Source organism: Caballeronia insecticola, assembly GCF_000402035.1.
Lineage (GTDB): Bacteria > Pseudomonadota > Gammaproteobacteria > Burkholderiales > Burkholderiaceae > Caballeronia > Caballeronia insecticola.
Map to the genome: position 1 here is coordinate 517386 of NC_021288.1, position 26208 is coordinate 543593.

The 26208-nt window shown below is 61.3% G+C and carries 22 protein-coding genes; 8 read left to right on the forward strand and 14 right to left on the reverse strand.

Annotated elements, in window-relative coordinates; translation table 11 throughout:
• Positions 1-106 precede the first annotated feature (106 nt).
• A complete protein-coding gene (locus tag BRPE64_RS23085; protein ID WP_044043101.1) occupies positions 107-790 on the reverse strand; it encodes a CBS domain-containing protein in 684 nt (227 codons plus the stop codon).
• A 238-nt stretch (positions 791-1028) separates the two neighbouring features.
• Positions 1029-3371 (reverse strand): mechanosensitive ion channel family protein, encoded by a 2343-nt coding sequence (locus BRPE64_RS23090; RefSeq protein ID WP_016347300.1) that lies wholly within the window; start codon positions 3369-3371, stop codon positions 1029-1031.
• 950 nt (positions 3372-4321) lie between these two features.
• Between BRPE64_RS23090 and BRPE64_RS23095 the strand changes: the two genes are divergently transcribed.
• From BRPE64_RS23095 to BRPE64_RS33790, 4 genes are all read left to right on the forward strand, one after another.
• A complete protein-coding gene (locus BRPE64_RS23095) occupies positions 4322-4951 on the forward strand; it encodes an SCO family protein (protein ID WP_044043103.1) in 630 nt (209 codons plus the stop codon).
• Positions 4952-4978: 27 nt separating this feature from the next.
• Positions 4979-6943, forward strand: a complete 1965-nt coding sequence (locus BRPE64_RS23100) for an RICIN domain-containing protein (protein WP_016347303.1) — start codon at positions 4979-4981, stop codon at positions 6941-6943.
• A gap of 138 nt (positions 6944-7081) precedes the next feature.
• Positions 7082-7381, forward strand: coding sequence for a cytochrome c (locus BRPE64_RS23105; RefSeq protein ID WP_232519308.1), 300 nt, complete (start codon positions 7082-7084; stop codon positions 7379-7381).
• Positions 7338-7478, forward strand: coding sequence for an SDR family oxidoreductase (locus BRPE64_RS33790; protein WP_016347305.1), 141 nt, complete (start codon positions 7338-7340; stop codon positions 7476-7478). Before BRPE64_RS23105 ends, BRPE64_RS33790 begins: the two co-directional genes overlap by 44 nt.
• A 41-nt stretch (positions 7479-7519) precedes the next feature.
• Here the strand turns inward: BRPE64_RS33790 and BRPE64_RS23110 are convergent, their stop codons facing one another.
• Positions 7520-8092, reverse strand: a complete 573-nt coding sequence (locus BRPE64_RS23110; RefSeq protein WP_044042892.1) for a YbhB/YbcL family Raf kinase inhibitor-like protein — start codon at positions 8090-8092, stop codon at positions 7520-7522.
• 717 nt (positions 8093-8809) lie between these two features.
• Here BRPE64_RS23110 and BRPE64_RS33010 point away from each other — a divergent pair.
• Positions 8810-9133, forward strand: a complete 324-nt coding sequence (locus BRPE64_RS33010) for a hypothetical protein (RefSeq protein ID WP_144063505.1) — start codon at positions 8810-8812, stop codon at positions 9131-9133.
• A 261-nt stretch (positions 9134-9394) separates the two neighbouring features.
• On the opposite strand, the gene istB is transcribed toward BRPE64_RS33010, so the two are convergent.
• Both istB and istA read right to left on the reverse strand, forming a co-directional pair.
• A complete protein-coding gene (gene istB, locus BRPE64_RS23120; protein WP_016347309.1) occupies positions 9395-10246 on the reverse strand; it encodes an IS21-like element helper ATPase IstB in 852 nt (283 codons plus the stop codon).
• Positions 10243-11760, reverse strand: coding sequence for an IS21 family transposase (gene istA, locus BRPE64_RS23125; protein ID WP_084675804.1), 1518 nt, complete (start codon positions 11758-11760; stop codon positions 10243-10245). The genes istB and istA overlap by 4 nt, the downstream gene beginning before the upstream one ends.
• Positions 11761-11957: 197 nt before the next feature.
• Between istA and BRPE64_RS23130 the strand changes: the two genes are divergently transcribed.
• Complete coding sequence (locus tag BRPE64_RS23130; RefSeq protein ID WP_044042894.1) at positions 11958-14528, forward strand: glycoside hydrolase family 35 protein; 2571 nt, start codon at positions 11958-11960, stop codon at positions 14526-14528.
• Between the two features lie 501 nt (positions 14529-15029).
• The gene (locus BRPE64_RS31980; protein WP_051180523.1) at positions 15030-15500 is read left to right on the forward strand and encodes an RNA chaperone Hfq; all 471 of its coding nucleotides are present in this window, start codon (positions 15030-15032) and stop codon (positions 15498-15500) included.
• A gap of 84 nt (positions 15501-15584) precedes the next feature.
• Here the strand turns inward: BRPE64_RS31980 and BRPE64_RS23145 are convergent, their stop codons facing one another.
• The 3 genes from BRPE64_RS23145 to BRPE64_RS34010 all read right to left on the reverse strand — a co-directional run bounded on the left by BRPE64_RS23145 (position 15585) and on the right by BRPE64_RS34010 (position 17845).
• A complete protein-coding gene (locus tag BRPE64_RS23145; RefSeq protein ID WP_144063506.1) occupies positions 15585-15977 on the reverse strand; it encodes a response regulator in 393 nt (130 codons plus the stop codon).
• Positions 15978-16080: 103 nt separating this feature from the next.
• Positions 16081-17400 (reverse strand): PQQ-dependent sugar dehydrogenase, encoded by a 1320-nt coding sequence (locus BRPE64_RS23150; protein ID WP_051180540.1) that lies wholly within the window; start codon positions 17398-17400, stop codon positions 16081-16083.
• Positions 17396-17845, reverse strand: a complete 450-nt coding sequence (locus BRPE64_RS34010) for a DUF2231 domain-containing protein (protein ID WP_016347318.1) — start codon at positions 17843-17845, stop codon at positions 17396-17398. The genes BRPE64_RS23150 and BRPE64_RS34010 overlap by 5 nt, the downstream gene beginning before the upstream one ends.
• A gap of 503 nt (positions 17846-18348) precedes the next feature.
• Here BRPE64_RS34010 and BRPE64_RS23160 point away from each other — a divergent pair.
• The gene (locus tag BRPE64_RS23160) at positions 18349-18561 is read left to right on the forward strand and encodes a hypothetical protein (protein WP_016347319.1); all 213 of its coding nucleotides are present in this window, start codon (positions 18349-18351) and stop codon (positions 18559-18561) included.
• Positions 18562-18653: 92 nt separating this feature from the next.
• Here BRPE64_RS23160 and BRPE64_RS23165 read toward each other — a convergent pair whose 3' ends face one another.
• From BRPE64_RS23165 to oxc, 6 genes are all read right to left on the reverse strand, one after another.
• The gene (locus BRPE64_RS23165; RefSeq protein WP_044042896.1) at positions 18654-19121 is read right to left on the reverse strand and encodes a ribonuclease; all 468 of its coding nucleotides are present in this window, start codon (positions 19119-19121) and stop codon (positions 18654-18656) included.
• A gap of 191 nt (positions 19122-19312) precedes the next feature.
• Positions 19313-20710 carry an NAD(P)(+) transhydrogenase (Re/Si-specific) subunit beta gene (locus BRPE64_RS23170; RefSeq protein WP_016347322.1) on the reverse strand — a complete coding sequence of 466 codons (1398 nt, stop codon included), beginning with the start codon at positions 20708-20710 and terminating at the stop codon, positions 19313-19315.
• Between the two features lie 10 nt (positions 20711-20720).
• Entirely contained in the window at positions 20721-22280 is a 1560-nt protein-coding gene (locus tag BRPE64_RS23175; RefSeq protein ID WP_044042897.1) for a Re/Si-specific NAD(P)(+) transhydrogenase subunit alpha, read from the reverse strand.
• A 314-nt stretch (positions 22281-22594) separates the two neighbouring features.
• Positions 22595-23026 (reverse strand): PAS domain-containing protein, encoded by a 432-nt coding sequence (locus tag BRPE64_RS23180; RefSeq protein ID WP_016347325.1) that lies wholly within the window; start codon positions 23024-23026, stop codon positions 22595-22597.
• Between the two features lie 121 nt (positions 23027-23147).
• Entirely contained in the window at positions 23148-24401 is a 1254-nt protein-coding gene (gene frc / locus BRPE64_RS23185) for a formyl-CoA transferase (RefSeq protein WP_016347326.1), read from the reverse strand.
• A 28-nt stretch (positions 24402-24429) separates the two neighbouring features.
• The gene (oxc, locus tag BRPE64_RS23190; protein ID WP_016347327.1) at positions 24430-26172 is read right to left on the reverse strand and encodes an oxalyl-CoA decarboxylase; all 1743 of its coding nucleotides are present in this window, start codon (positions 26170-26172) and stop codon (positions 24430-24432) included.
• Positions 26173-26208 lie beyond the last annotated feature (36 nt).

A 26208-nucleotide genomic window follows, 5' to 3' on the forward strand; every position in this document is an offset into this window, starting at 1 on the left:
ACGGTGAACGTCTTAAGCGTTTCACTGAGACTTATTGTTTCGCAAACCGTAACAGGAAGCGTCGAGGTATCGTGGCGAGGAATGTCTGTCTATGACATCGAAGCGGTCAGGCAGCGTTATGTGCGCCGGAATGCATCACGACTTCATCGACACCCGGAACGTTTTCCGCAGCAACGCGAATGGCGTTGGCGACTTCCGCACTAAGCGTGGCGCTCCACACATGCACGGTCCTGTTCTCGACGATGACGTTCTCCGGCGCAAGCGCCCAGCTCTGCCCTTTCATGGCGGCGAGCACCGCTTCGCGAATGGTGTGATCGGTCGTTTCGTCCACGGGCGGCAACTCGTGCGCCATGGTCGCGAGCGCGCGAATCAGATTGGCGCGGCTGACTACGCCGACGACTTTTCCATCCCGCACCACAGGCACGCGCCTGATGTGATGACGCGCGAGCAACTCGGCGATATCGGCGACGGGGCAACTCTCCGTCACGGTGACGATGTCGGTGGTCATCACGTCCCGGACCATTCTGGCGTGCTCTTTCACATACTGGTTCGCCATTTCGCTCGCGGATGCACTCGGTTCGAGCCACCACGCGCGGCGCTTCACGCCGGTTCCAAGCTCCGCGCGACGCATCAGATCGCCTTCCGTCACCATGCCGAGCAACGTGCCGCTTTCATCGATCACGGGCATGCCGCTGATACCCGCAAACACCATGGTGCCCGCGGCGAGCCGCACGGACATGTCAGGGCGGGCGGAAATGATCGAGGTGGTCATGATGTCCGAAGCGCGCACATTCTTCTCCTTGAAGTAAAACAGCACCCGTTTTAATCGATGGCCGCTTCGTCGCATTCGATGTGCTGCTTGCGTGTATTGCGCGACCTGCAGCGAAGCAAATGCATAAAAAGTATATGCAGCACTATCGGCATGCGCAATCAAGACTACCCGCGTGCAATGCGCCCTTCGGCGATCAGTCCGTTAATTGCGTTCAACCGTTCAAGCATCATCGTGTGAAGCGTCATCGTGCAAAGCGTCATTCGCGGCTTCGCACGATGATGCCCGGCATGCGCGCCACGCCTTCGGCTTCGTCCTTGCCGTTGGCGTCGCGCTGCCGCTTCGCGTCACGCTCTTTTTGCGGCGTGAAAAGCTGCATCTGCTGCACCGGCATCTCCATCCCCGCCGCTTCCATCTTGAGCTTGAGACGCGCATTGAAGGCCCGCGTGATGCTCCATTGCTGAAGCGGACGAGTCTTGATTTGTCCTTTCACGACCACCGCGTTCGCCTCGAAGCGATCGAGCCCGAACACTTCCACGGGACCGAGTATCTCGCTACGAAAGCGAAAGTCCTCGCTCAGATCGGCGCCAACTTCCGTGATCATGCGCGTGACGTCGTCGAGATTCGCGGAGAACGGCACCCTCACTTCGAACACCGCATTGGCGAAATCGCGCGACAGGTTCTTCACGATCTTGATCTGCGAAAACGGAATCGTATGTACCGCGCCCTGACCGTCACGCAGCCGCACGGTGCGGATCGTCAGATCTATCACGGTGCCTGCATGCCCGCCGTCGATATCGATCCAGTCGCCGACGGAGATGGTCTCCTCGACGATGATGAATAGTCCGGTGATCAGATCCGTGACGAGCGACTTCGCACCGAAGCCGACCGCAAGCCCGATCACGCCCGCCCCGGCGAGCAGCGGCGTCAGGTTGATGCCGAGACTAGCCGCGGCAATGATCGCCCCGAGGCACGCGACCGTTGCGAACACCGCGTTGCGCACGAGCGGTAACATCGTGCGCGCTCGCACGCCGGGACTCAGCGCCTTGTTGCGCGAACTGTTGGGACCGAGCGCTTCGAGAATGACGGTATCGATGATGATCCAGACGAACCATGTGCCGAACACCGTCGCGACTACTGCAAGCAACGCGTGCTGAAACCCCGGCGTGAGTGCGCTGTGTTTGACGAGCCGTGCGACCGGTCCGCTCCACAATTCGAGTTCGAAGCGCAGATAACCCAGCCAGATCACGAGGACGAGCAGTGTGCTGCCGAAGCGCGTGAGCCGTGCCAGATGAGGCGCGCGGCGTTGTGCGCGCGTGTCGCGTCGGCGCGTGAAGTGCAAGAGCAACGCCGATGCGAAGAGTGTCACCACGAGCAGGGCCGCACTCGCAAGCGACGGCCGCAGCACGTCTCCTTCGGCGCCGCGCCCGTCGATGATGGCGACCACCAACGCGACCGCAATCAGCAGAATCGGGATATGCCACAGCGAAGCGACAATATCGAGCGCTTCCGTGGCCAGTTGATGATCGCGCCGTTGCGCATACGGACGGTTGCGGATCAGATGCGTGACGGGCCTGCGGAATGCAACCGCGAAATACGCGCTGCACAGCGCGGCGGCGAGAATGGCGATCGTCGAGAGCATCACCGCGAGATTCGGTCCCAGTTGGCGCATGACATCCGGATTGGCCATTGCGTCGCCGAGCGCACCGCATGCGCCGATGGCGAACAGCGGCAGACGCGCGCGCGCGAGCAGTTGCCACACGGCGACGCGCCGGTGCGCCGTGCTGAAGACCGAGCATGCAATCATGCAGATGGACGAGAAGACGTAGCCCGCCACAATCGCATAAGCCGTCACGAGTCCCAGCGTGCGGCCAAGTATCGGCGACATCAGGCGAGCAAAGAGTATTACCGCGATCAAGGCGATGATCCACGGGCCGGTCTGCCGCAACGTGAACAACAGCAGTTGAACCGAAGTGAGATTCGGCGTGAGTCGGGCATCCCGGTCATGGCGCGCGAAGATGCGTCGTTGCGCGTACATCAGCAAGAAGGCGCAGGCGCTCCATACCGCAAGCGTCGTGATCATGCCAGCCAGAACCTGACCGAACGACACGCCGCTTTCGCCCGCGACGATGCGCTTCAATTCAGTGCCCGCTGCTTCCGCACGCGCGGCCCAGACGCGCGCCGGCGTCAATCCGTCGCCCAGATTCGTTTCGACCGACGCAATGCCCGACGCGATCGCGCCCAGCAGGTCCGTGGTGGCGGCCGGCGCCGGCGATGCGGGCGGCGTTCTCTCGGTGGCGTCCCGCAGTGCTTTCAGTTGCGCGATCAACGCGGTGCGTTGCGCGTCATCGCCGAGCGTGACGATGAGGCTGTCGAGCGAGCGCGCCAATTCGGCCTGGCTGGCGGGAGAAGGCGCCGACGCTGCTTGCGCGGAAAAGGCCGGGCGCAGCGGTGCGAGGCCCTGCAAAGTCGCGGGCAACGACGCGGCGGCCACGGAGAGCACGAACGCCGTTTCGCCGAAGAAGATTCCGAGCGCGACTTTCCATGCAAGAGGATGGGTCAGGCGGTGTCTTGCCATGATGCGTCGCACGAATGCGCTCATGAAGCTTCCCTCCCGGACGTCCTCCCCGTTCTTCCTCCCCCGTTCGCGTGTGGCTCGCCCATGCAACCGGCGTCGAACTCGCAGCGAGCGTGCGATTGTTGGCGCGTGCAACGGGGCGGGCCGGCTCCTGGGCTCGTCGGCTCTCGCCAAAGCTTAGTCGATCGTACACCGTGATGCCATGCGCGCATCGATTTAGCCGAAACGCGACGGCCATGCCCCGGCGCGGGGTTGTACACGCTTCTCGTTCAGAGTGTCGTCAGACGTGGGCGTGGTCAATGCGCTTCGTGGACGATCGCGGTATCAAGATTCCTCTTCGAGTCCGTTGCGATAGTCGAAGTCGACGATGCCGTCTCTGCCGATCCAGGAAGCGCGCAGAAAATCGAGCACCACGGGACCTGAGTGCAGCAGATCATCCAGCGTAATGTTGTTGCCGTTGTTCTAGGGCAACGCGAACGATGGCGCAAGAGCGCCCTCGTGCAGCGCATGGGTGACGTAGACCAAGACAGACGCTGTCGTGCGCGCCAAGCCTGCTCTCCGCATGAAGGCCCGATGCCAGCGGCAATTTCGACTAGGCCGTCACTCAGCGTCGCTCTGCCTCGTGCTTGCGTGTACCCCTAGACAAATGCATCGGTGCCGTCGCGAAAGCCGTCGACGTCGCAGCTTTTCTCGCTGCACAACGAGTCAACCCTAAGAAAAAAATTCCGCATCTCTGACTCGTCGTTCCGGCCTCAAAAAACGAATGTGTCCGACTGCACATATCGGCCTATTCATTTCTCCCGGCAAACGTTTAGTACCGCTTTGGGCTGCTAATCTTTTATCCGCGGGCACTTGATTATTCGAGAGCCAAGTCGCTTGCAACATGCGTTGCGGCAAGCACAAGCCATGTCCTTAAAGCGCTGAAAGAGATGATCAAAGTCTCGACGTCGAAGACTTTCGTCAGCCCGGAAAAAATGCCCGATCAGATGAAATCCGCCATGCGTGCGTCGGCTCTTTCAATGAGTCGCCGAGTTCTGCTTCGCGATATCGCGGTGCTCGCACTTGGCTCAGTGCCCTCGTTCTCGTTCGCGCAACATGGCGGCCTCGGACTCGTCTCCCCGCCGGTTCGCCTCGACGACATACAACTCGTCGATCAGACCGGCAGAACGCGCCTTTTGAACGACTTGCTGCGCCAGAACGTCACCGCGCTGCAAACGGTCTACACCGGTTGCGGCACTGTATGCCCTCTGCAAGGATCGCTATTCAGCGCGGTTCAGCAACGCATGGCAGGACTGCGTGTTCGTCGTCCGGTGCGATTGCTCTCGGTCGGAATCGATCCGCTATCCGATTCACCCGCCGCATTGCACGCATGGCTCGCGCGCTTCGACGCCGGTCCCGCATGGAATGCCGCGACACCGGCATTGACGGATGTAGACCATATGCGCGCGTCATTGTCGGGCAGCACGACGCCACTCGGCGCGCTTGCCGACCATGCGACGCAAGTCTATTGCTTCGACGCCAACGCGATGCTGCGCTGGCGAAGCGCTGATCTTCCCCGCGTGAACGACGTCTGCGATGTGCTCGGCGCGCTTGCACTCACATAATTCGAGCCATCCGGGGGAAACAAAACCATGTCAGGAATTCTTGCGGCGACGAACCCGTCTCGCCTGTTCATCCGATGCATGCGCTTTCTGTTGCTGCTCGCGTTATCGCTTACGTTGACAGGCGTATCGCTCGCGGTCCGGGCACAGACCGCGGCCCCTATTACGCTGAGCGGCACCGGCATGTGCGCGGACGTCAGCGGCGAGTCCACGACGCCGAACGCGCCCGTGATTTCCTGGCCGTGTACGGGCGGCGCCAATCAGCAATGGCGGCCCGCTGCGACCGGCACGCGATACAACCTCGTCAATCTGAACAGCGGCCTCTGCATGGACGTATCCGGGCAAAGTCTGGACCCCGGCGGCCCCATCATCCAATGGACGTGCAGCGGCGGCACGAATCAGGCCTTCTCGCTGGTGCCGCAAGGCGCGGGCTACGCGATCATCGCGGGACACAGCGGCTTGTGCGTGAGCGCATCGAGCACGACTTCCCAGGGCGTCCAGTTGACCCAGCAGCGGTGCAACGGAAGCGCGACGCAAACATGGCAGGTGAGCGGCTTGCCGGCGACAAAACCGCCCTTGCCTTCGAAGTGGTCGGCGCCCATCACGCTGCCGCTCGTTCCGCTGCAAGCGGCCAATCTTCCCGATGGAACGGTGCTCGTATGGTCGGCTGACAGCGCGCTTAATTTCACCACCGGCGAGGTCACGCCGGGCAAGACCTACACGGCGATCTTCAATCCCTCGACCGGCAAGAGCAAGCAAACGATCGTGAGCAATACGGGGCACGACATGTTTTGTCCGGGCATCGCCAATCTTCCCGATGGGCGGATTTTCGTGACCGGCGGATCGAACACCAGAAAGACCAGCATCTATTCGCCTGCGACGAATGCGTGGACCGTGAGTAATCAGATGAATATCTCACGCGGCTATCAGGGCAGCGTGACGCTCAGCAACGGCAATGTGTTTCTCGTGGGCGGTTCTTGGAACGGCGGCCTCGGCGGAAAGACAGGCGAGACATGGACGCCAGGTTCGGGCTGGCAAATCAACGGCGCAATCGTCGACGACTACATCCTCACGAACGACGCCGCCGGCGTATTTCGCGCCGACAATCACGCGTGGATGTTCGCGGTCGCCAACGGGCGCGTGTTTCATGCGGGACCGAGCCGCGCCATGCACTGGTTCGATACCGCGGGCAACGGCAGCGTCACCGCAGCGGGCAATCGCGGCAACGACAGCGATGCGATGAACGGCAACGCGGTCATGTACGACATCGGCAAGATTCTCACGGTCGGTGGCGCGCCGAGCTACGATCAGTCGACGGCCACGTCCAATGCAACGCTCATCGACATCAGCAGCGGGACCGCGGTGACGCGGACCATCGCTCCGATGAGCTATCAGCGTGCGTTCAACAACAGCGTCGTCTTGCCGAATGGACAGGTTGTCGTGGTCGGCGGTCAGACCTTCGCCGCGCCTTTCTCGGACGACAACGCAATTCTCACCCCTGAAATATGGGACCCGGCGACGAATGCGTTTTCACCGCTCGCCCCGCAGGCCGTGCCGCGCACCTATCACAGCATTGCGATCCTGCTGACGGATGGGCGCGTGCTGAGCGGCGGCGGCGGATTGTGCGGCTCATGCGCGACGAATCACACCGACGTGGAGATATTGACGCCGCCCTATCTGCTCAACGCGGACGGTTCCGCTGCGTCGCGGCCGAACCTCAATTCCGTGCCTACCGATGCGCAGCTCGGCACGACCATCGTGGTGACGGCAAGCAGCGGCGTGCGCGCCTTTGCGCTGATGCGTTCGTCATCGGTTACGCATTCGTTGAACAACGAGCAGCGACGCGTGCCATTGAAATATACGGTGGGCACGGCAGGCGAATATCACTTGACCATACCGTCGGACCCGGGCGTCGTGATTCCCGGCTATTACATGCTGTTCGCGTTGAACGCGAAAGGCGTGCCGAGCGTTTCGCGCACACTGCGCGTGCATTGAATGCGGCGACGACGCTATCGGTTGACACGCACCACCGCGATCGGCCTTGTGCTTGTCGCGGTGACATCGCTTGTTCGCGCGCAGAACGCATGTGAACCGGCCAGCCTGGGCTGTGCGATATTCAACGGACAACATCCGATGACAGCGCATCTGCGCGACGACGATCGCGCATTGCCTTCCTGGACGACGCGATGCGTCAATTGCCACGCAGGCACATCGACGGCAGCGCCCTTCGCGCCGCCGCTCACACGCGATTCCTTGCTCGGCGCGACGCGTCGCCGTGGAGGACCCATCAGCCACTACGATGCGACGGCCTTCTGCCGCGCAGTGAAAGACGGTATCGATCCGGCAGGCGTTCTGTTGCGCAAGTCGATGCCCCGCTATCGGATCACCGATGCCGAGTGCGCGGCACTCTGGGCGTTCGTCGTGCGTCCATGACGCATGCGCGTGCAAAGCCGTCGTCTTCCTTGCGAGCGCGAATGCGAGCTACATCACCGGCGCGACGCTCACGGTCGACGGCGGCGCCAACGCTTAATCATGTAAACCGCCGGCGCCGATGTGCTTGCCGGCGTCGGCTCACTCCATCGAACGATGATAGCGCGCCACATACCGCGCTTGCCCGATGACCTTTCCGTGCATCTGATACGCGACGAGTGCCGGACTGGAGGCCGCTTTCACGTCGATGCTCGGCACCGTGAGCGCCGAAGCCGTCACGATGTATCGATGCGATTCGCCTTGCGGCGGGCACGGTCCGCCATAAGCCGATGCGCCGAAGTCCGTCAACGTCTCGACCGCGCCGGCCGGCAACAACTCCGCATGATTCGACGCGCCCTTTTTTATCGATGTCTGCGAAGGCGGAATGTTGACGACTTGCCAGTGCGTCCAGCCGAGACCGCCGGTGGGCGCATCGGGATCGTGAATATTGATGACGATGCTCTTCGTTCCCGCAGGAACATGCGCCCACGAGATGTGCGGAGACACGTTAGCGCCATGACAGCCGAAACCGCCGTACACCTGTTCGTTTGCGAATTGACCTCGATCGAGACCATCGACTTTGACCGAGAACGGCTCAGCGAAGGCAATAGTCGGCACGATCGCGAGCAAGGTTGCGTAACAGACTGTGCCTCGCAACGTGGTTTTGAGTTTCATGACGATCTCCGATAGGGGAAAAATTAATTCATTCATCACACAATAATTCGCATTCCACACTAATAAATTTTCGATTCGGCGTTCAACAGCAATAATCCTTAATAGCTGGAATCGGAAACCTGAGGAATTCAAACCTGGACTTCTCGCGCGAGATGTCGAGACAGATTTTAGGATCGCCCTCGCCGTGCCGGTAGACGCTCGAATGCGATCACCATGTTGTATTCGCGGCAACAATGACGAGCTGAGCTTCCCTTCCCCGGAGTTCTCAAACTACGGGACATGCCGCTCGATACGGCCTGCACACCGGCGACCTACGCAAGTCTCAAAGATTCAGCAGATACCGTGGTCGGCTTCTACGATGGCCGCATATCAGGACGCAACCGCATCCGGTAGTTATCCGAACGGTTTTTTACATATTCCACAAATGCTGCCCGACGGCATCAGTCTGAAAATTGAATCATTCCGAAAAGTTGGCCTTCCCCCAGCAAATCTTTCGCATTACTTGAATTGTCGGATATCATCGGATTCCATCCGGCACGTGCAATGACGCCATGCAAAACCTGCAACGGACGCCATCTTCGTCAAATTTAGCCGGAAAAAATCCCGTCACTCATCGAATGAGGTGCCCCATCTGGCGGGCACAACTTCACTTGTAATTCACTCATCGAAATAGCCGTTAGGTTTGCGAATAAATTGATAAAAAATAGTAAATTTCTGTTGACAGTGGCCGCAGCACCACTTGCAATCCTTTTGGCAGGATGTGGCGGCGGTGATCCCAACGACACCGCTGCCTCGGTTCATAGCCAGGCCGCGAATAATCCGCCTCCCGCAGCGGTTGCGGCAGCCGCCGTGCCGTCGCTAAGCTCGTCGCAGGCACCGAGCAACGCGCGTATCGCGTACGACCGCTACTCGCTGATGATCGAGGGACAGCGCGTCATCCTCAACGGCGGCGAAGTCCACTACAACCGGATGCCTTTGTGGCGCGACAATCCGGATGAGAGACGCGCGACAATCAAGTTGAGAATGTCGCGGCAGAAATGATGATGCCGATGTTGATTGACGCTGGCAAGCGTTTATTCATTGACGCGCGGCGTTGATTGACGCGGGCGAGTGGGTGTCGCGCGACAATCAAGCTGAAGCCACCAGTCGTTTTGGATTGCTGTGTAATGGTGACGCCGCAGGTATTCTGGCTGCGCGACAATCAGGATGAGAATGTGTTGGCGTGGAAGATGATGCCGGAGTTGATTGACGCCGGCTAGCTTTGCCTGCGAGCCGCGCGTCAATCAGGATGAGAACAGTGGGTCATTCGGTGAGGTCGATGCCGTGCTGATCCTCCTGTGTCGGTGGCACGCCAACGTTCTTTGGTGTCGCTCTACTGGCCGGGCGTCCCGGTCCCTGCTGCTTGCGCTGCAGGGCAGTACGGCGACGGTAGCTTTCGACATTCAGCTCAAAGATGGTCGAGTGATGGACCAGCCGGTCGACGGCGGCCACCGTCATGGCCCGGTCGGGGAAGACCTTGTCCCATTCGCCGAATGGTTGATTTGCTGTTATGCAAAGAGAACGGCGCTCATACCTAGCGCTGATGAGCTCGAACAGCACCGACGTCTCTGCCTGATCCTTGCTGACATATGCGAAATCGTCCAGGATGACCAGGTCGAAGCGATCCAGCCGGTTGATGGCTGACTCCAGCGCGAGCTCGCGGCGCGCGACCTGCAACCGCTGCACGAGGTCGGTAGTGCGAGCGAAGAGGACCTTCCAGCCCTTCTCCAGCAGGCTCAGTCCAATGGCCGACGACAGGTGGGATTTGCCACCCCCACTCGGCCCCAGAAGAATCAGGTTGGTGCCGTTACGCAACCAGCCATCGCCAGCGCAAAGCGCCGAGACGTGCGCGCGGGATACCATCGGCACCGCGTCGAAATCGAAGTTCTCCAGTGTCTTGCCCGGCAGCAGCTTGGCGTCCCTGAGGTGACGTTCGACTCGGCGTCGATCGCGCTCGGCGATCTCGTGTTCGGCCAGCGCCATCAGCAGGCGCGCTGCCGGCCAGCCTTCCGTGTCGGAGCGCTCGGCAAAGCTGGACCAGATCTGCTTGATGGCGGGCAGCCGCAAATCGTTGAGCAGCAGCGACAGGCGGGTGGCGTCGATGTCGAGACTCATGCCGTCACCTCCGTTGCCATGTCGTCAAGCAGGGCTTCGTAGTCGCTCAGCGGTGCTAGCTGGACGTTCACCTCCGGCATGCTGTTCGTGCGCTTCGCTTCGAAACGCGAACGCAGTGCGTCCAGGTCGGGTAACTGTCCATCGTCCAGGCACTGCTGCAGCGCCTGGGCCAGTTGCGCTTCGCAGTTGTGCTCGTGGGCCAGGCTGAGCAGTTCAACCATGGTCCTGCATGCCTGACGCTCCGGGAGCTGCTCGAGCAGGCGATCGAAGCTTAGGCGAAAGGCCTCGCGCGGAAAGATCTGATCGCGGTAGACCAGGTTGAGCAGTGCCATGGGCTTGCGGCGCAGCGCGTGGATGACGTGCCGGTAGTTGATGACGTGGCCGTGCTTGCCCTTGGGACCCGCACGGCCGCGCTGTAGTGTCATCAGGGCCGTACTGCCCAGAAACAGCTCCAGCCGGTCGTCGTACAGGCGCACGCGCAGGTGATGGCCGATCAGCCGGGACGGGACGGTATAGAACACCTTGCGCAGGACGAAGCCGCAGGTGGTCGTGACGTATACGCGCGTTTCCTCGTAGTCACACGTACGCTGGGCCGGAAGCGGCTGAAGCAGTGCCCGCTCGGCCTCAATGCGTTTGCCATTACGCGCGTTGATGCGACCGACGATCTCGTCGATGAAGCAGCGATAGAAACCGAGATTGTCGAAGTCGCGACTGCCGCGCAGAAGCAACGCATCACGCACTGCGCTCTTGAGGTGGCCATGAGGGCTCTCGATGGAGCCGTTCTCGTGGGCAACTCCACGGTTGTTGCGTGTGGGCTGCATGCCGTAGTGGGCGCACAGTGCATCGTAACGCGTGGTCAGATCCTTGCGCGCGTCGGCATCGAGATTGCGGAACGCCGCCGACAGGCTGTCGCTGCGGTGCTCGCGCGGCGCGCCCCCGAGTGCCCAGATGGCATTCTGCAGCCCTTCAGCCAGCGCGACATAGCTCTCGCCGCCGAGAATGACGTGAGCGTGCTCAAAGCCCGAGCAGGCCAGCCGAAAGTGATAGAGGCGGTGGTCAAGCGCGACACCCGCCACGGTGACGCCCAGGCTGTCCATCTCTGTGAAGTCGGACAACCCGAGACGACCGGGTTCGTGAACCTGACGGAACATAACGTCATGCTCCTCGCCATGGAGTGCGCGCCAGTCGCGAATACGGCGCTCCAGTGTGCGGCGCACGTTGCCCGGGAGGTCGGGATGGCGCCGAAGCATCTCGTCCAGTACGGCTATAGGCCGGATGCCGGGAGCGGACTGGAGCAGCGGCACGATGTCGGTGTCAAAGATTGCCGCAAGGGGATCGGGACGGCGACGCGCACGTGGTGCCTTCTTCTGCGATGGCAGTCGCCGGTCCTGATCGATGCGATACCCCGTGGCGGCGCTGAACCCGGCGCGCGCAGCCGCTTGAGCTGGTCCTTCCTTGAGTCTGTACTTCATGTAGAGCCTCATCTGATGGTCGTTGATGTGTCGGCCGGGCAACTCAGCCTCCCTTCGCTACATGGAAGAGCTGTTCATACCCGATTTACCGCGACCACCGACAAGGCACCCCGGTAGCGGGGTGGACTCCTCGGCGCGGCGTTGCGGCAGCGGTTCCGGGCTACGCCCTCCACCGCTGCCGCATCGCCAGTACTCTCATCCTGATTGACGCGCTGCTCTCATCTTGTTTGACGCCCGGCATGCCTTCCCCGGACGACTGGCCCGATGTCCTGCAACGCATTCGCGCGGCAGGCTTCAACTCCATCTCCATCCTGGTGCCCTGGAACTATCACACGCCCGCGGAAGGCATGTCCCGCTGGGATGGCCGGTACGACCTCGAACGATTCCTCTCCAATGCGCGTGATGCGGGCCTGTACGTCGTTGTGCGTCCGGGTCCGTATATTCAGGGCGAAGTCGACGGCGGCGGCTATCCGAGCTGGGCGCTCGGCAAGCCCGGTTTCTTCCGGACCAACGACAGCCGCTGGCAGGCGCTCTGGCAGAACTGGTATGGCCAGGTCATGCCGCGCATCGCCCGATGGCAATATGGCGGCGCCAATCACGGCACGGTCATCGCAGTGCAGATCGAGAACGAGTATCCCGGTGTGTTCACCGGCGCCAATCAGTACATGAGCGCCCTTTACACGGCGGCTCGCAGCTACGGCATTACCGTGCCGATCACGCACAACGATCAGCAGGTGTTCGGTTCCCTGCCCGCCTCAGGCAAGTTCGCCAATATCGTTGACCTGTACGGCTTCGATAACTACCCCTACGGCTTCCAGTGCTGCAGTCAGTGGAACACCAAAACGTTCTCGCAGGTCGATCAGTTCGAGAGCATGTACCGCGCCGTTGCGCCGCACACGCCGTTGTATTCGCCCGAGATGCAGGGCGGCCTCGTCAACCTCAACGGACAGGACAAATCCACGGCCGATCAGAAGTACGATCGCATGATGGGCTACGCCACGGTTCAGCAGTTATCGACGTTCGGCCAGGGTGTCACCATGGTCAACCAATATCTGGCTTATTCGGGCACGACGTGGGGCTATTCGGGCTTTCCGAGCCTGGGCACGGCCTATGACTCGGCGTCTCCCATTCGCCAGTGGACGGGCCTGGGCACGCTCTTCGACGAGCAGCGCCGTATCAACCTGATGGTCGACGCAGCAAGCCCGGCGCTTGCCGCAACGGATCAGGCCGGCAATGCCGTGACGAGTAACGATTCGGCGCGTCTGTATCGCGTGCGCCGGTCCATCGTGGACGGAAGTCTCCATGTGTTCCTCCGCAACGCGGACGCGGGAGATCGTGCACCCACGCTGAAGCTGAATGGGCATACAACCCTGCCCGTACCGTTGCCAGCATATAGCGCCCGGTATCTGGTCGCCGGTCTGAACACTCAGGGCTGGATGATCAACTGGACCACCGCTGAACTCCTGCATGCCCGGCCAGGGACGCTGGTATTCATGGGCGATCGCGGGCGGCAGTACGAAGCAAGCGTCAACAACCAGAGCGTGACCTTCACGGTGGGCGACCCGCAAGTCATCCGTGTGGCCGGCGGTCAGCTTTTGATTCTCGACCGCGATGCAGCCGCGCGCTTCTGGCCGCTTGCCGACAAGATGGTCGTGGGACCGGCATTGGTCACCGGCAACCAGATGTCCGTGGACAAGGCGATGACGGTCTACACGCTCGCCAGCGGCAACCTTGTCAGGACACAGGTGGCAGGCCCCGATCAGGTCACGCTGCCGGTCTTGTCGAACTGGCGCTTCCAGGCGGACTCTCCGGAACGCCTCCCATCGTACGATGACAGTGCGTGGCGCAACGCGGATATCAAAGTCAGCCAGACACAGTACCGCCCCGTGACAAGTCCGATTCTCAACGCGGACGCGTATGGCATGCCAACAGGCTATGTCTGGTATCGCGGAAGATTTTCGGGCGCGGCCAAGGGCATGTGCATCGAGGGTCGTCACCGCTATCAGGTCTGGCTCAACGGCAACAACCTCGGCACCTTCACCAGCAACGCGGAAGCGCCGGGGCTCAATGGACTCCCTGCGCTGGGCGCCTTGCCGATGACGCATGACGCGCGCGCCATCACCTTCCCCAGCCAATATCTGGCCGCGAACGGCAATAACGTCATCAGCGTCCTGACGGAAAACTGGGGGCACACGATGGACGCGCTCGCTTCCAATCAGGCCAAGCAGCCGCGTGGCCTGATCTCCGCGGGCATCGACTTCGTCGGTTGGGGTTCGCTCTGCGGCTGGACGATTCTGGGTGAAACGCCGTCGGTCGCGGGCATTGGCGGTTTGTCGATGCCGCCCTCGGAAGGCATTTACGGTGGTATCACGTGGAAGATTCAGGGCGGCAATCCGGCGGACTATCCGAACGCATCCGGCCTGACGGGCGAGCGCGCCGGCTGGTACAAACCTGAATATTCCGATGCAGGCTGGACGTCCGTCAGACTTCCGGACAGCAGCGTGCCCAAGGGTCAGGTGGGCTGGTATCGGACAACGTTCAGCGTCACGGCGCCCGCGGGTGTTCGCTTGCCTCTTGGTATCCAGATACCCAGCGCGGCTCAGCCGGGCGAGCTTTTCGTCAACGGGGTTCACATCGGCCGGGCCGGACGCGATAACGCGGAAGTGTTTCCTCTGACGCCAGGTCTCGTCTACACCGATGGGCGTCCCAACGTCATCGCCTATGCCCGGTGGGTGGTCGGAAGTTCCACCTCCACACCTGCGCTTTCGCTGGTTGGTTTCCCGGGAGAGAAGGTCATGGCATTGCCTTGACGGTCTGTATCACGCGCCGGACGCGGCAACCGTGAGAATGGTTGCCGCGTCGGCGTGTTGCGTTTCGGGCCGCCACGCATGCGGCCCGATCCGTTTCATCGCTGCTTTTCGTTGCTTCCTGCTGCTTCTCGCTGCTTCTCACTGTCTCTCGCGCGAAAACGCTGCGAGTCATGTGACCGATATCGATCTTGCCGCTCTCGCTCGCAATCAACGCGAGTCCGTTCACGGGCTTCGACGGATACTTCATCGTGTTAGATCGGCTCGACTTTCCAAAGCTCCATTTCCGCGCGTCCGCACCCCTTCGGCGTTACGCAACGGCTCGTGCTGGTTCTCAGCATCGCGATTACGGTGTATCTGTTCTTCTTCAAGCTGCCCGGCATCCTGCTGTTCGCGAACTCGGCTACTAGTGGGCGAATCGTTTCGTCGCCACGCTGATGGAGAACAACGAACGCACCATCGCTGTTCCATGTTCTCGTCGCGCTCGATGCACCGCCCGTCAACATGTGGGAACCGCGCGGTCAATTGCAGATCGAATGCGCGCTGGTCCGGCAGAGCGGGTTCAATGCCAGGTTTTGGTGCGGTTGCAAGAGCAATGGCCTACGGGCGAACAAACAGCGCATTTATGTCGAGGACAACATGCCCCCGACAAGCGCATACTCTTTAAGAACGGTGAAAGCCAAGGGAGAGACATCCGTGAACGAACCGGCTGAAGACATCCAGTCCACCTTTCTGCGCGTTCTCGTTGACGAACAGACGCCTGTTTGGGTGTTTCTGGTCAACGGCATCAAATTGTCGGGTGTCGTTACCTTGTTCGACAGGTACGCGATTTCCCTTCGCTCAACCTCCGGCAGCCAGACCATTTTCAAAAGCGCAGTCTCTACCGTCATGACTCAGCACGCGTTCTCAGCCAAGCCGGCGGGCGCCGAGCGGGCACCTCATACCGAGCGTCGTCCGCGTGTCTACCGGCAGTAGTGAGTGCGGGTGGTTCTGTTGACCGCTGCGCGCGTTCGCTCTCAGCGGTTTAAAGACCGCTGGGCGATCTTCGAGCCCAACCGCTCAACACGCGTTAAGCGCCGCCTTGAATCCGTCTTCCGTGAGCGGTTTGAGAAACGCGCCGTCGAAATATTCCGACTGCTCTTGCACGTGCCGCTCATCGCCGGTTACCGCCACGACGCAAGCCAGTTTGCTCGGGCCCGCCGCCCGCATGCGTCTGCACAGGTCGCGGCCATCCACGTCCGGCAGACCGATATCGAGAAAAATGGTGTCGTAGCGATTGTCGCTTGTCAGCAGCATCGCCTGATGGCCGTCGTGAGCCACATCCGCCACATGCCCGAGAGACACGGCGAGCGCTCTGAACGCCTCGCAAAGGTGCGTATCGTTTTCTACAAATAAGACGCGCATTATTGACTCACCGAGACGGTACTCGCCTGGCGTCAGGTTGACGCTCAAAGGCTCGTGGGGTGGAACGGCTGGACATCAACCACCCTACGCAAGATGCGGACCAATAGACAAAGCGGCGAAGTGGCGGCGTTGCGAAGTCGGCATATGCCGCTTAGCCGCCCGCTCCGGTCACGCGCCATACGGTATTGCCGGCGTCATCGGCGAAGACGAGTGCGCCGTCCTTGTCCTGCGTCAGCCCGACCGGTGCGCCGTGGAGTTCCTTCTCATCGGCGGAAACGAAACCGGTCACGACCGGCTGAGGCGTTCCGACCGGCTTGCCGTTCTCGAACGCGACAAAGGCCACCGCGTAGCCCGAAAGCGGCGAACGGTCCCAGCTTCCATGTTCACCGATAAACACGCCGCCTTTGTACTGCGCCGGCAGGTTGCTGCCCGTATAAAACATGAGGCCGAGCGGCGCGACGTGCGACCCGATGGCGAAATCCGGCGGAATTGCCTTCGCGACGAGATCGGGGCGCTGCTCCTTCACCCGCGTATCGACGTGCTGGCCATAGTAGCTATACGGCCAGCCGTAAAACGCGCCGTCCTTTACCGACGTCAGATAATCGGGCACGAGATCCGCGCCGATTTCATCGCGTTCGTTCGCCACGGTCCAGAGCTGACCTGTCTTCGGTTCCCATTGCAGCCCGGTCGGATTGCGAATGCCCGCAGCAAAAATACGGCTTGCGCCCGACGCCACATCCACTTCCAGCACGTTCGCGCGACGATACTCGACATCGAGCCCGTTCTCGCCGACGTTACTGTTCGAACCCACGCCCACATACAGCTTCTTGCCGTCGCGGCTAGCGAGCAGCGCCTTGGTCCAGTGATGATTGATGCGATCGGGCAGATCGGCAAGCTCGACACCCGGCTCCGCGACGCTCGTCTCGCCCGTCTTGTACGGAAACTTGAGAAGCGCGTCCGTATCCGCGACATAGAGCGTATCGCCGATAAGCTGCATGCCGAACGGCGAATGCAGATGGTCGATGAACACATGCTTCTCCCACTCGCCGCTGCCGTCGCTGCGCTTTCTCAGCAAGGTGATGCGGTTCGCGCCCTTCGACTCCTTGCCCGAGCGGCTCTGCACCATCCCGGCGATCAATTGCTTCGGCGTAGTCACCGGTTCCGCATTCGGACTGCCCGATTCGGCGACGAGAATATCGCCGTTCGGAAGCGCATAAACCTGACGCGGATGTTCGAGGCCGGATGCGATCTTCTCGATCTTCAATCCGTCCGCGACCTTGGGCGCTTCGTTGTCTTTCCAGCCGACGAACTTCGGCACTTGCATCGGCGGCGTAAAGAAGTTTTTGGCTTCGGGCAGCGGCGGATTCGCGCCTGCCTGATGCGCGCTGTCGTATCGCGCGTGCTCGTTGCATGCGGAGAAAAGCGCGGCGACGCCAAGCGCGAGCACGCTTCTCACTGTTGTTTGCTTAATCACGGCGCGCCTCCTGAAAACCGAATTTATCGAAGGCGAGTGCGATATGTCCCACGCTCAGCAATACGACCGTGATGACCGAGAGAATCACGCCCGACGGCACGATCGCGTAGCCATCGCGGCTATGCACGAAGGCATTGACGACTGCCGCGACAATGCCGAGCAGATTCAGCCAGAAATCGACTTTCTCGGCACGCGTCACGACATGACGAGAACCGAACCACACATGACCGAGGTTGATGAAGCGCGGGATGATCGCGAGGATAAGGCCGGTCGTCACCAGCCACGCCGCCCCTTTAGCCCAGAAAACGTTAGCGGTAATCGCAAAGATAATGTCGAAGATCAGTGTCCCGACGAAGAGACCGTAAGGAATCGGGTCGAGCAGATCGAAAAGGGCTGTGGCCGTTCTCGATCGATATCGCAAGCTGCTCGTAGTCGCGCTCATAGGTGAAACCTCAAAATGAAAGCATGCGGTGAGCTATTCGAATCGATTGCTGAAAGTGGATTGCGGCGCATTCGACGTCGTATGAATCAGCACGTCACATGCCCGGCTTTATGAAGCGGAGATAGCGAGTCGGGCAATCACGCGTATCGCCCATCGCCCGATGCGTGATGAAGAGAAGCGCCGAAGCGTCACCAAGGTGCGCACGATGCAGTGCGACCGTGTGCTGATTCGCATTTGGCTTTGGACGGCGGGACGTGCGTCGGGCTGATGGCCACGGCCAACAGCGCACCTCAAGCCTGTTCGCAAGCGTCCAACATAAAGCCTGTCAATTTCGAATGAACGCGCACGCCGACTAGCCGCAAAGCCCCGTAAATCAAGGCTCCAGCGTATTCATGAGCGCGTTCCCGGATATTGGCATAGCCCTTGCAAAAACCGGGGCGAGCATGTGCCGTGCTCATCCAGATCTCACGACCTTTCGCACTTGTTTAGCCCGGAGAAACATCATGAAGCGCATTCTCGTCATCGCAGACATTCCGCACGATCCGTTCGCGCAGAGCGAAGAAGCCACGCTCACGCACGCGCAAATGAAGCGCATCGTCGGCGGACGCAGTGTCCTCGCCACCGTGGATGGCGGTCCCGGAATGACGACCGTCAACGACTTCGACATCAACAACGCTATCTGGGAAGGACGGATCAAAGGCCCGATGATCAACTGAACGCACGCCGGCTTCAGTGTCGATGCCCCATCGTACGCGAGTGCGAAGGGGCATCGGCATTCACGCAGTCACGCGCGCTTCACACGCTCGACTCAATCGGCGATGCGCTTGAAACTGGCGTAGTAGTCGTCCGTGTAGTAGCAGTCGGTGGCCTGCCTGCGCGGTCCGCCACATACGATGCGGCGCAGTCCGCGATCCGCCGCGCCGGGCGTGCGAACGGTATAGGCGTGGTAGTAGCCGCGCGGATGCTCGGGCAGCAAGGCCGAGCTGTTACGGAACAGCACGCCATCTTCGCTGAAGGGAAAAGGACCGCCCGCTTTGATCAGACGCAATGTCTCGGCGGCCTCGCCCGGCAACTTCGCCTTTGCGATGGAGACCGGCGCGCCGCGCTGCGCGCCCGATGCGGCGAGCGTGTCGCTCGCGGCCGCGCTGGCCTGAACCGGCGCCGAACTCGCGGATGCGCCCGACTCCGGAGTCGTGTTTGATGATCCGCCCTTACCGCATCCACAGAGGATTGCGCTCAAGGCAAGGATGCAGGAGAAAGCATTCGCTCGTTTCACGGACCGGTTGTCTCCGGGTTGACCAGCACTCGACCACGAACGAATGAAGAGTATCGCTAATGGCAGAGTGAATCAACGTCCGTCCGGAAATTGGCATTTATTACCCGATCGCCCGGTTCTCTTGCGCACAATCGGGCGTTTGCGACGCGGCGAACGCGTCCCCGTCGACGCGTTCGCCACGCCCGCGTCGCTCACGCAGCAAGATGACTGAGCAACGCATCGACGCTGCCCTTCGCATCGCCGAACAGCATGCGCGTGTTCTCCTTGTAGAAGAGCGGATTGTCGACGCCCGCATAGCCCGCCGCCATGCTTCGTTTGGACACGATCACCGTGCGCGCCTTCCACACTTCGAGCACCGGCATGCCGGCAATCGGACTGCCGGGGTCTTCGAGTGCGCCCGGATTCACGATATCGTTCGCGCCGATCACGAGCACGACATCCGTGCTGGAAAAGTCATCGTTGATTTCATCCATTTCGAGCACGATGTCATACGGCACCTTCGCCTCCGCAAGCAGCACGTTCATGTGCCCCGGCAGACGGCCCGCCACCGGATGAATACCGAAGCGCACTTTCACGCCTTTATTGCGCAGGTTTTTCGTGATCTCGCTGATGGTCGCCTGAGCCTGCGCGACCGCCATGCCGTAGCCCGGCACGATCACGACTTCCGATGCATCGCGCAACAGTGCGCCGACTTCATCGACGGTGACCGGCGCGACCTCGCCTTCGATCGCCTTCGTCGATGAAGACGCCACCGTGCCGAAGCCGCCGAGAATCACGGAGAGAAACTTCCGGTTCATCGCGCGGCACATGATGTAGCTCAGAATGGCGCCGCTCGATCCGACCAGCGCACCCGTCACGATCAGCAGATCATTGCTGAGCATGAAGCCGGTCGCGGCGGCGGCCCAGCCGGAGTAGCTGTTCAACATGGACACGACCACCGGCATGTCCGCGCCGCCGATCGCCATCACGAGATGCACGCCGATCAACGCGGCGATCGCGGTCATGGTGAGCAGCGCGCTGATGCCGACATCCGCATCGGGCGCGGTGAGGAACACATAGCCGAGCGCCAGGCACGCGAACACGCCGACGAGATTCAGCGTGTGCCGCATCGGCAGCAGCAACGGCTTGCCGCCGACAATGCCCTGCAGCTTGAGAAACGCGGCGATCGATCCGGTGAACGTCACCGCGCCGATAAACACGCCGAGATAGATCTCGACATCGTGCACCGATTGCGCCACGCCGCCATCCTCTGCACCGGAGGACGGCGACAAGTAGCTCGCCACGGCCACCAACACCGCCGCCAGACCCACGAAGCTGTGCAACGCCGCGACGAGTTGCGGCATCTGCGTCATCTCGACGCGCCGTGCGAGCAGCGCGCCGCCCGCAATGCCGATCGCCATCAGCACGGCCACGACCGGCAACGCAGCGCCGCCGTTGAGCCACAACGTCGTGACGATGGCGATGACCATGCCGACGACGCCGTAGAGATTGCCGCGCCGAGCTGTCGATGGATGGCTGAGCCCGCGCAGGCTCAGAATGAACAACACGCTCGCCGCCAGATAGGCGATGCTTCCAATTCCGTTTTGCATGCCGATCTCCTTAGCGCTGGAACATGTTCAACATGCGTTGAGTGACGAGAAACCCGCCCGCGATGTTGATCGTCGCGATCAGTATCGCGAGGCCTGAGAGAATCGCGACCAGACCATCCGGCGTGCCGACCTGCAACAGCGCACCCGTCACGATGATTCCGCTCACCGCGTTCGTCACGCTCATGAGCGGCGTGTGCAACGCGGGCGTCACGTTCCATACGACCTGATAGCCGACGAAGATCGCCAGCACGAACACGGTGAAATGCGCGACGAACGCAGGCGGCGCAACCGCGCCCAGCGCCGCCAGCAAGACGGCGGCAAGCACGAGGCCCGCTATGCCGATCCATCCGGCGCGGCGCTTTTGTTCGACCGTTACAGCGATAGTCGCTGCGGGTTTTTCGACGGTTGGCGCTACAGCCGCAGGCCGCTTCGGCAACGGCCATCTCACCTGGCCGCGCAAGACTACCGTTACACCGCCGATCACTTCGTCATCGATATCGATCACGATCTCGCCATTTTTCTGCGGCGTCAGATCGGTCAGCAGATGCCGCAGGTTCGTGCCGTACAGCTGGCTCGATTGCGTCGCCATGCGCGACGGAAGATCCGTATAGCCGACGATCGTCACGCCCTCCACGAAGGCCGCCTCGCCCGGCTGCGTCAGTTGGCAATTGCCGCCCTGCTCCGCGGCCATGTCGACGATCACGCTGCCCTGACGCATGCTGCGCACCATGTCGGCGGTGATCAGTTTGGGCGCGGGCTTGCCGGGAATGAGCGCCGTCGTCACGATGACGTCGACCTCCTTCGCCTGCGCGGCGAACAGCGCCATTTCCGCGGCGATGAATTCCGGGCTCATCTCTTTCGCATAACCGCCGCTGCCGCTGCCGCTGCCGTCTTCGGCATAGTCGAGTTCGAGAAACTCCGCGCCCATGCTTTCGACCTGCTGCCGCACTTCGGGCCGCGTATCGAAAGCACGCACGATTGCGCCGAGACTGCGCGCCGCGCCGATCGCCGCGAGCCCCGCCACGCCGGCGCCGATCACCATGACTTTCGCCGGCGCGATCTTGCCTGCCGCCGTGATCTGTCCCATGAAGCCACGGCCGAACTGATGCGCCGCTTCGATGACAGCGCGATAGCCCGCCATGTTGGCCATCGAACTCAATGCATCGAGCTTTTGCGCGCGCGAGATGCGCGGCACGCAGTCCATCGCGAGCACGGTAATGTTGCGCGCGTTCAGGCGCGTAAGAAGCGCATCATTCTGAGCGGGCCAGATGAAGCTGATGAGCGTCGATCCTTCGCGCAGCCACACGACTTCATCGGCCGCAGGTTCGATGGAAGGCGCACGCACTTTCACGACGATATCCGCGCCCGCGTAAAGCGATGGCGCATCCTTCGCGATATGCGCACCCGCTGCGCGATAGGCTTCGTCGGCAAAGGCGGCCAGTTCACCCGCACCGGTCTCGACGGTGATTTCGAAACCGAGCTTCAGCAGATGTCCGACTACCTCGGGCGTCAACGCGACGCGACGTTCCCCGGGATAGCGCTCCCGTGGCACTGCAATCATCATTGGCATGACTGTATTCCCAATCGACAGTTTGAAATGCTTGAGCGGCGCGCGCTTGAAGACGCCTGATTCGCCTGATGTGCGCCGATATCATTCGCACGCACGCAACCGCCCGCGCCCCGCGTCGGCGCGAAGCTTGCGCGAGGGGCGAATCGTGATCAATTTTTTTTGGTCAGTCAGCCGCGAACGCGGGCATCGAGTGAAGCGGCCGGTGGGATGAGTGGCCGCTTCCTGCTCCGCAGCCGGGTCCGCGCACTTTGTGGCGCGCAAACGCGGGCTGCTGTCTCGTTGATACTTTTTATGTTCTTTGTAACGCTGATTCCTCAGGCGGCGGCCTTGGCCTCCAGCTCGGCGATACGCTTGCGTAGCGCCCGATCTTCCTGAAACCGCGCCGTCTCGTCGCGGATGATCGCGACAATGCTCGTCACTTCGCCTTGCGGCGAATGCAGCAGCGCGACCGTGAATGCAATCGACATCGAGCGTCCGTCTTTATCGACGGCGGGCACCTTGAGCAGATCGTGACCATAACGCGTCTCGCCGGTCGCCATTGTCTTGTGATAGCCGTCCCAATGACGGCCGCGCAGACGTTCCGGAATGATCAGATCCAGCGACTGACCCATGGCTTCGCTCTGGGTAAATCCGAACATGCGTTCCGCAGCCGGATTCCATAGCGTGATCGCACCGCTCGCATCCGAAATGATCACGGCGTCGCCAATTGCGTTGACGAGCTGTTCATAGTCGATGGTTTGGGTCATGGCGTTATCCGGATCGTGGGGTATCGATCTAATCATTTTTTAAGGGCCGCTGCCGTTCTCTCGCCTTTAAAAGCAAGACATGAGAAGGCAGCGATCATCCTTCACCGCTAAAACACCCGCGTCAGACGGCGCGAATTTCCTGCATGCGCGCGACTTGCTCCGGGCTATAGCCCAGTTCGAGCAGCACTTCCTCGGTATGCTCGCCCAGGAGCGGCGAGCCCGTGATTTCAGGCTTCAGGTCCGAGAACTTGATCGGGCTGCCGACCGTGAGGTACTTGCCGCGCACTTTGTGATCCACTTCGACGATCGAGCCGCTCGCGCGCAACGATTCGTCGTTCGCGAGTTCTTTCATCGTCAGCACCGGCGCGCACGGAATATCGAACTTGCGCAGAATGTCGACGGCTTCGAACTTGGTCTTGTCGGCGAGCCATCCTTCGATCGTATTGAAGATATCGAAGATGTGCGGCTGGCGCGCTTCGGCCGTCATGTAGTTCGGATCTTCGATCCATTCCGGCTTGCCAATGGCGCGGCAAATCGGCGCCCATGCGTGACCCTGAATCGTGAAGTAGATGTACGCGTTCGGATCGGTTTCCCAGCCCTTGCACTTGAGCACCCAGCCCGGCTGTCCGCCGCCGCCCGCATTGCCGCCACGCGGAACCACATCGCTGAACGTGCCGTGCGGATATTGCGGATATTCCTCGAGATAGCCGACGCGATCCAGACGCTGCTGGTCGCGCAGCTTTACGCGACACAGATTCAGCACGCTGTCCTGCATCGACACCGCGACCTTCTGTCCCTTGCCCGTTTGCTGACGGCCGATGATCGCCGTGAGAATGCCGATGGCGAGGTGCATGCCGGTGTTGCTGTCGCCGAGCGCGGCCGCGCTGATGGTCGGCGGGCCGTCCCAGAAGCCCGTCGTCGATGCCGCGCCGCCTGCACACTGCGCCACGTTTTCGTAGACCTTGAGGTCGTCGTAATGGTGGCCGTCGCTGAAGCCCTTGACGGATGCCACGATCAGCTTCTTGTTCAGTTCGTGGATGTTTTCCCACGAGAAGCCCATGCGGTCCAGCGCGCCCGGGCCGAAGTTCTCGACCAGCACGTCCGATTCGCGGATCAGCTTGGTCAGCACTTCCTTGCCTTCGTCCGTTTTCGTATCGAGCGTCAACGAGCGCTTGTTGCTGTTGAGCATCGTGAAATACAGCGCGTCGGCGTCGGGAATGTCGCGCAACTGGTTACGCGTGACGTCGCCCGAACCGGGACGCTCGACCTTGATCACATCCGCCCCGAACCATGCCAGCATCTGTGTACATGCGGGACCCGCCTGCACGTGCGTGAAATCGATGATCTTGATGCCTTTGAGTGGTTTGTCGCTCACTTGATATCTCCTGGGTGGCTGGTCTTGATTACTTTTTCATCGCCGCGCTTTGCGGATTCAGATTCGTCAGGCGTCCGCTCTCCGTGCCGGCCGCTTCGTCGATCACTGCGTTGATCAGCGTCGGCTTGCCCGACTTGATCGCTTCTTCGAGTGCGTGCGTGAGTTCCTCGGGTGTCGTCGCGTTGAAGCCGATGCCACCGAATGCCTCGATCATCTTGTCGTAGCGTGCGTTCTTCACGAACACGGTCGGCGCGACGTCCTTGCCGCCCGTCGGATTTACATCGGTGCCGCGATACACGCCGTTGTTGTTGAAGACGATGGTGCACACCGGCAGGTCATATCGGCAGATGGTTTCGAGTTCCATGCCGCTGAAGCCGAACGCGCTGTCGCCTTCGATCGCGACTACTTGCTTGCCGCTCGTCACCGCCGCACCGATCGCGAAGCCCATGCCGATGCCCATGATTCCCCACGTGCCCGAATCGAAACGCTTGCGCGGCTCGTACATGTCGATGATGCTGCGCGCATAGTCGAGCGTGTTCGCGCCTTCGTTGACGACGTTGATGTCGGGACGCGTCTTCAGCACGTCGCGAATGGCGCGCAGCGCGCTGTGGAAATTCATCGGCGACGGATTCTTCGCGAGCGTCGCCGCCATCTTTTCGAGGTTCTTGTTCTTGCGCTCGTTGATCGCGCCCGTCCATTCGCTCGACGGCTTCGGGAAGTTCGCATCGATGCCCGCGACGAGCGCCGACACGCACGAACCGATATCTCCGATCACCGGCGCCGCAATCGCGACGTTGCTGTCGATCTCGGTCGGCGAGATGTCGATTTGCACGAACTGCTTGGGCGCCGCGCCCCACGTCTTGCCCTTGCCGTGCGCCAGCAGCCAGTTCAAACGCGCGCCGATCAGCACGACGCAGTCCGCTTCCTGCAACACGAAGGAACGCGCCGCCGATGCCGACTGCGCATGCGTGTCCGGCAAGAGGCCCTTTGCCATCGACATCGGCAGATAGGGAATGCCGCTTTTCTCGACCAGATCGCGAATCTGCGCATCGGCCTGTGCGTACGCCGCGCCTTTGCCCAGCAGAATCAGCGGACGCTTGGCGCCCTTGATCACGTCGAGCGCGCGCTTCACCGAATCCGGCGACGGCAACTGACGCGGCGCGGCATCGACCACCTTGATGAGCGACTGCTGGCCTTTGAGCGCGTCCATGGTTTGCGCGAGCAGCTTGGCGGGCAAGTCGAGATACACGCCGCCCGGACGGCCCGACACGGCTGCGCGAATCGCCCGCGCGACGCCAATGCCGATGTCCTCCGCATGCAGCACGCGATAGGCCGCCTTCGCATACGGCTTGGCCGCGTTCAGCTGGTCCATCTCTTCGTAATCGCCCTGCTGCAGATCGACGATCTCACGCTCGCTCGAACCGCTGATCAGGATCATCGGGAAGCAGTTGGTGGTCGCGTTGGCGAGTGCGGTGAGTCCGTTGAGGAAGCCCGGTGCCGACACGGTCAGGCAAATGCCCGGCTTCTGCGTCATGTAGCCGGCGATTGCGGCTGCGTTGCCCGCATGCTGCTCATGGCGAAAGCCGATGAAGCGCATGCCTTCTGCCTGCGCGAGGCGCGCCAGATCGGTGATCGGAATACCGACGAGACCGAAGATCGTGTCGATGTCGTTGAGCTTCAGAGCATCGATGACCAGGTGGAAACCGTCGGTCGTTTGCTGCGCCTTTTCTTCGGCCGCTGCCTGTGCCCTTTCCTCGAGTACGTCTGCCATTTGTCTCCTCCTGATGGATGGTTATGTGGTGATATA

What these genes read in the sequence shown, in the direction of transcription:
- BRPE64_RS23090 (WP_016347300.1), bottom strand. Translation starts at nt 3,371, where the DNA reads ATGAGCGCATTCGTGCGACGCATCATGGCAAGACACCGCCTGACCCAT.
- BRPE64_RS23095 (WP_044043103.1), top strand. Translation starts at nt 4,322, where the DNA reads ATGCCCGATCAGATGAAATCCGCCATGCGTGCGTCGGCTCTTTCAATG.
- BRPE64_RS23100 (WP_016347303.1), top strand. Translation starts at nt 4,979, where the DNA reads ATGTCAGGAATTCTTGCGGCGACGAACCCGTCTCGCCTGTTCATCCGA.
- BRPE64_RS23105 (WP_232519308.1), top strand. Translation starts at nt 7,082, where the DNA reads ATGACAGCGCATCTGCGCGACGACGATCGCGCATTGCCTTCCTGGACG.
- BRPE64_RS33790 (WP_016347305.1), top strand. Translation starts at nt 7,338, where the DNA reads ATGCCGAGTGCGCGGCACTCTGGGCGTTCGTCGTGCGTCCATGACGCA.
- BRPE64_RS23110 (WP_044042892.1), bottom strand. Translation starts at nt 8,092, where the DNA reads ATGAAACTCAAAACCACGTTGCGAGGCACAGTCTGTTACGCAACCTTG.
- istB (WP_016347309.1), bottom strand. Translation starts at nt 10,246, where the DNA reads ATGAGTCTCGACATCGACGCCACCCGCCTGTCGCTGCTGCTCAACGAT.
- BRPE64_RS23130 (WP_044042894.1), top strand. Translation starts at nt 11,958, where the DNA reads ATGCCTTCCCCGGACGACTGGCCCGATGTCCTGCAACGCATTCGCGCG.
- BRPE64_RS31980 (WP_051180523.1), top strand. Translation starts at nt 15,030, where the DNA reads ATGTGGGAACCGCGCGGTCAATTGCAGATCGAATGCGCGCTGGTCCGG.
- BRPE64_RS34010 (WP_016347318.1), bottom strand. Translation starts at nt 17,845, where the DNA reads ATGAGCGCGACTACGAGCAGCTTGCGATATCGATCGAGAACGGCCACA.
- BRPE64_RS23160 (WP_016347319.1), top strand. Translation starts at nt 18,349, where the DNA reads ATGAAGCGCATTCTCGTCATCGCAGACATTCCGCACGATCCGTTCGCG.
- BRPE64_RS23170 (WP_016347322.1), bottom strand. Translation starts at nt 20,710, where the DNA reads ATGCAAAACGGAATTGGAAGCATCGCCTATCTGGCGGCGAGCGTGTTG.
- BRPE64_RS23175 (WP_044042897.1), bottom strand. Translation starts at nt 22,280, where the DNA reads ATGCCAATGATGATTGCAGTGCCACGGGAGCGCTATCCCGGGGAACGT.
- BRPE64_RS23180 (WP_016347325.1), bottom strand. Translation starts at nt 23,026, where the DNA reads ATGACCCAAACCATCGACTATGAACAGCTCGTCAACGCAATTGGCGAC.
- oxc (WP_016347327.1), bottom strand. Translation starts at nt 26,172, where the DNA reads ATGGCAGACGTACTCGAGGAAAGGGCACAGGCAGCGGCCGAAGAAAAG.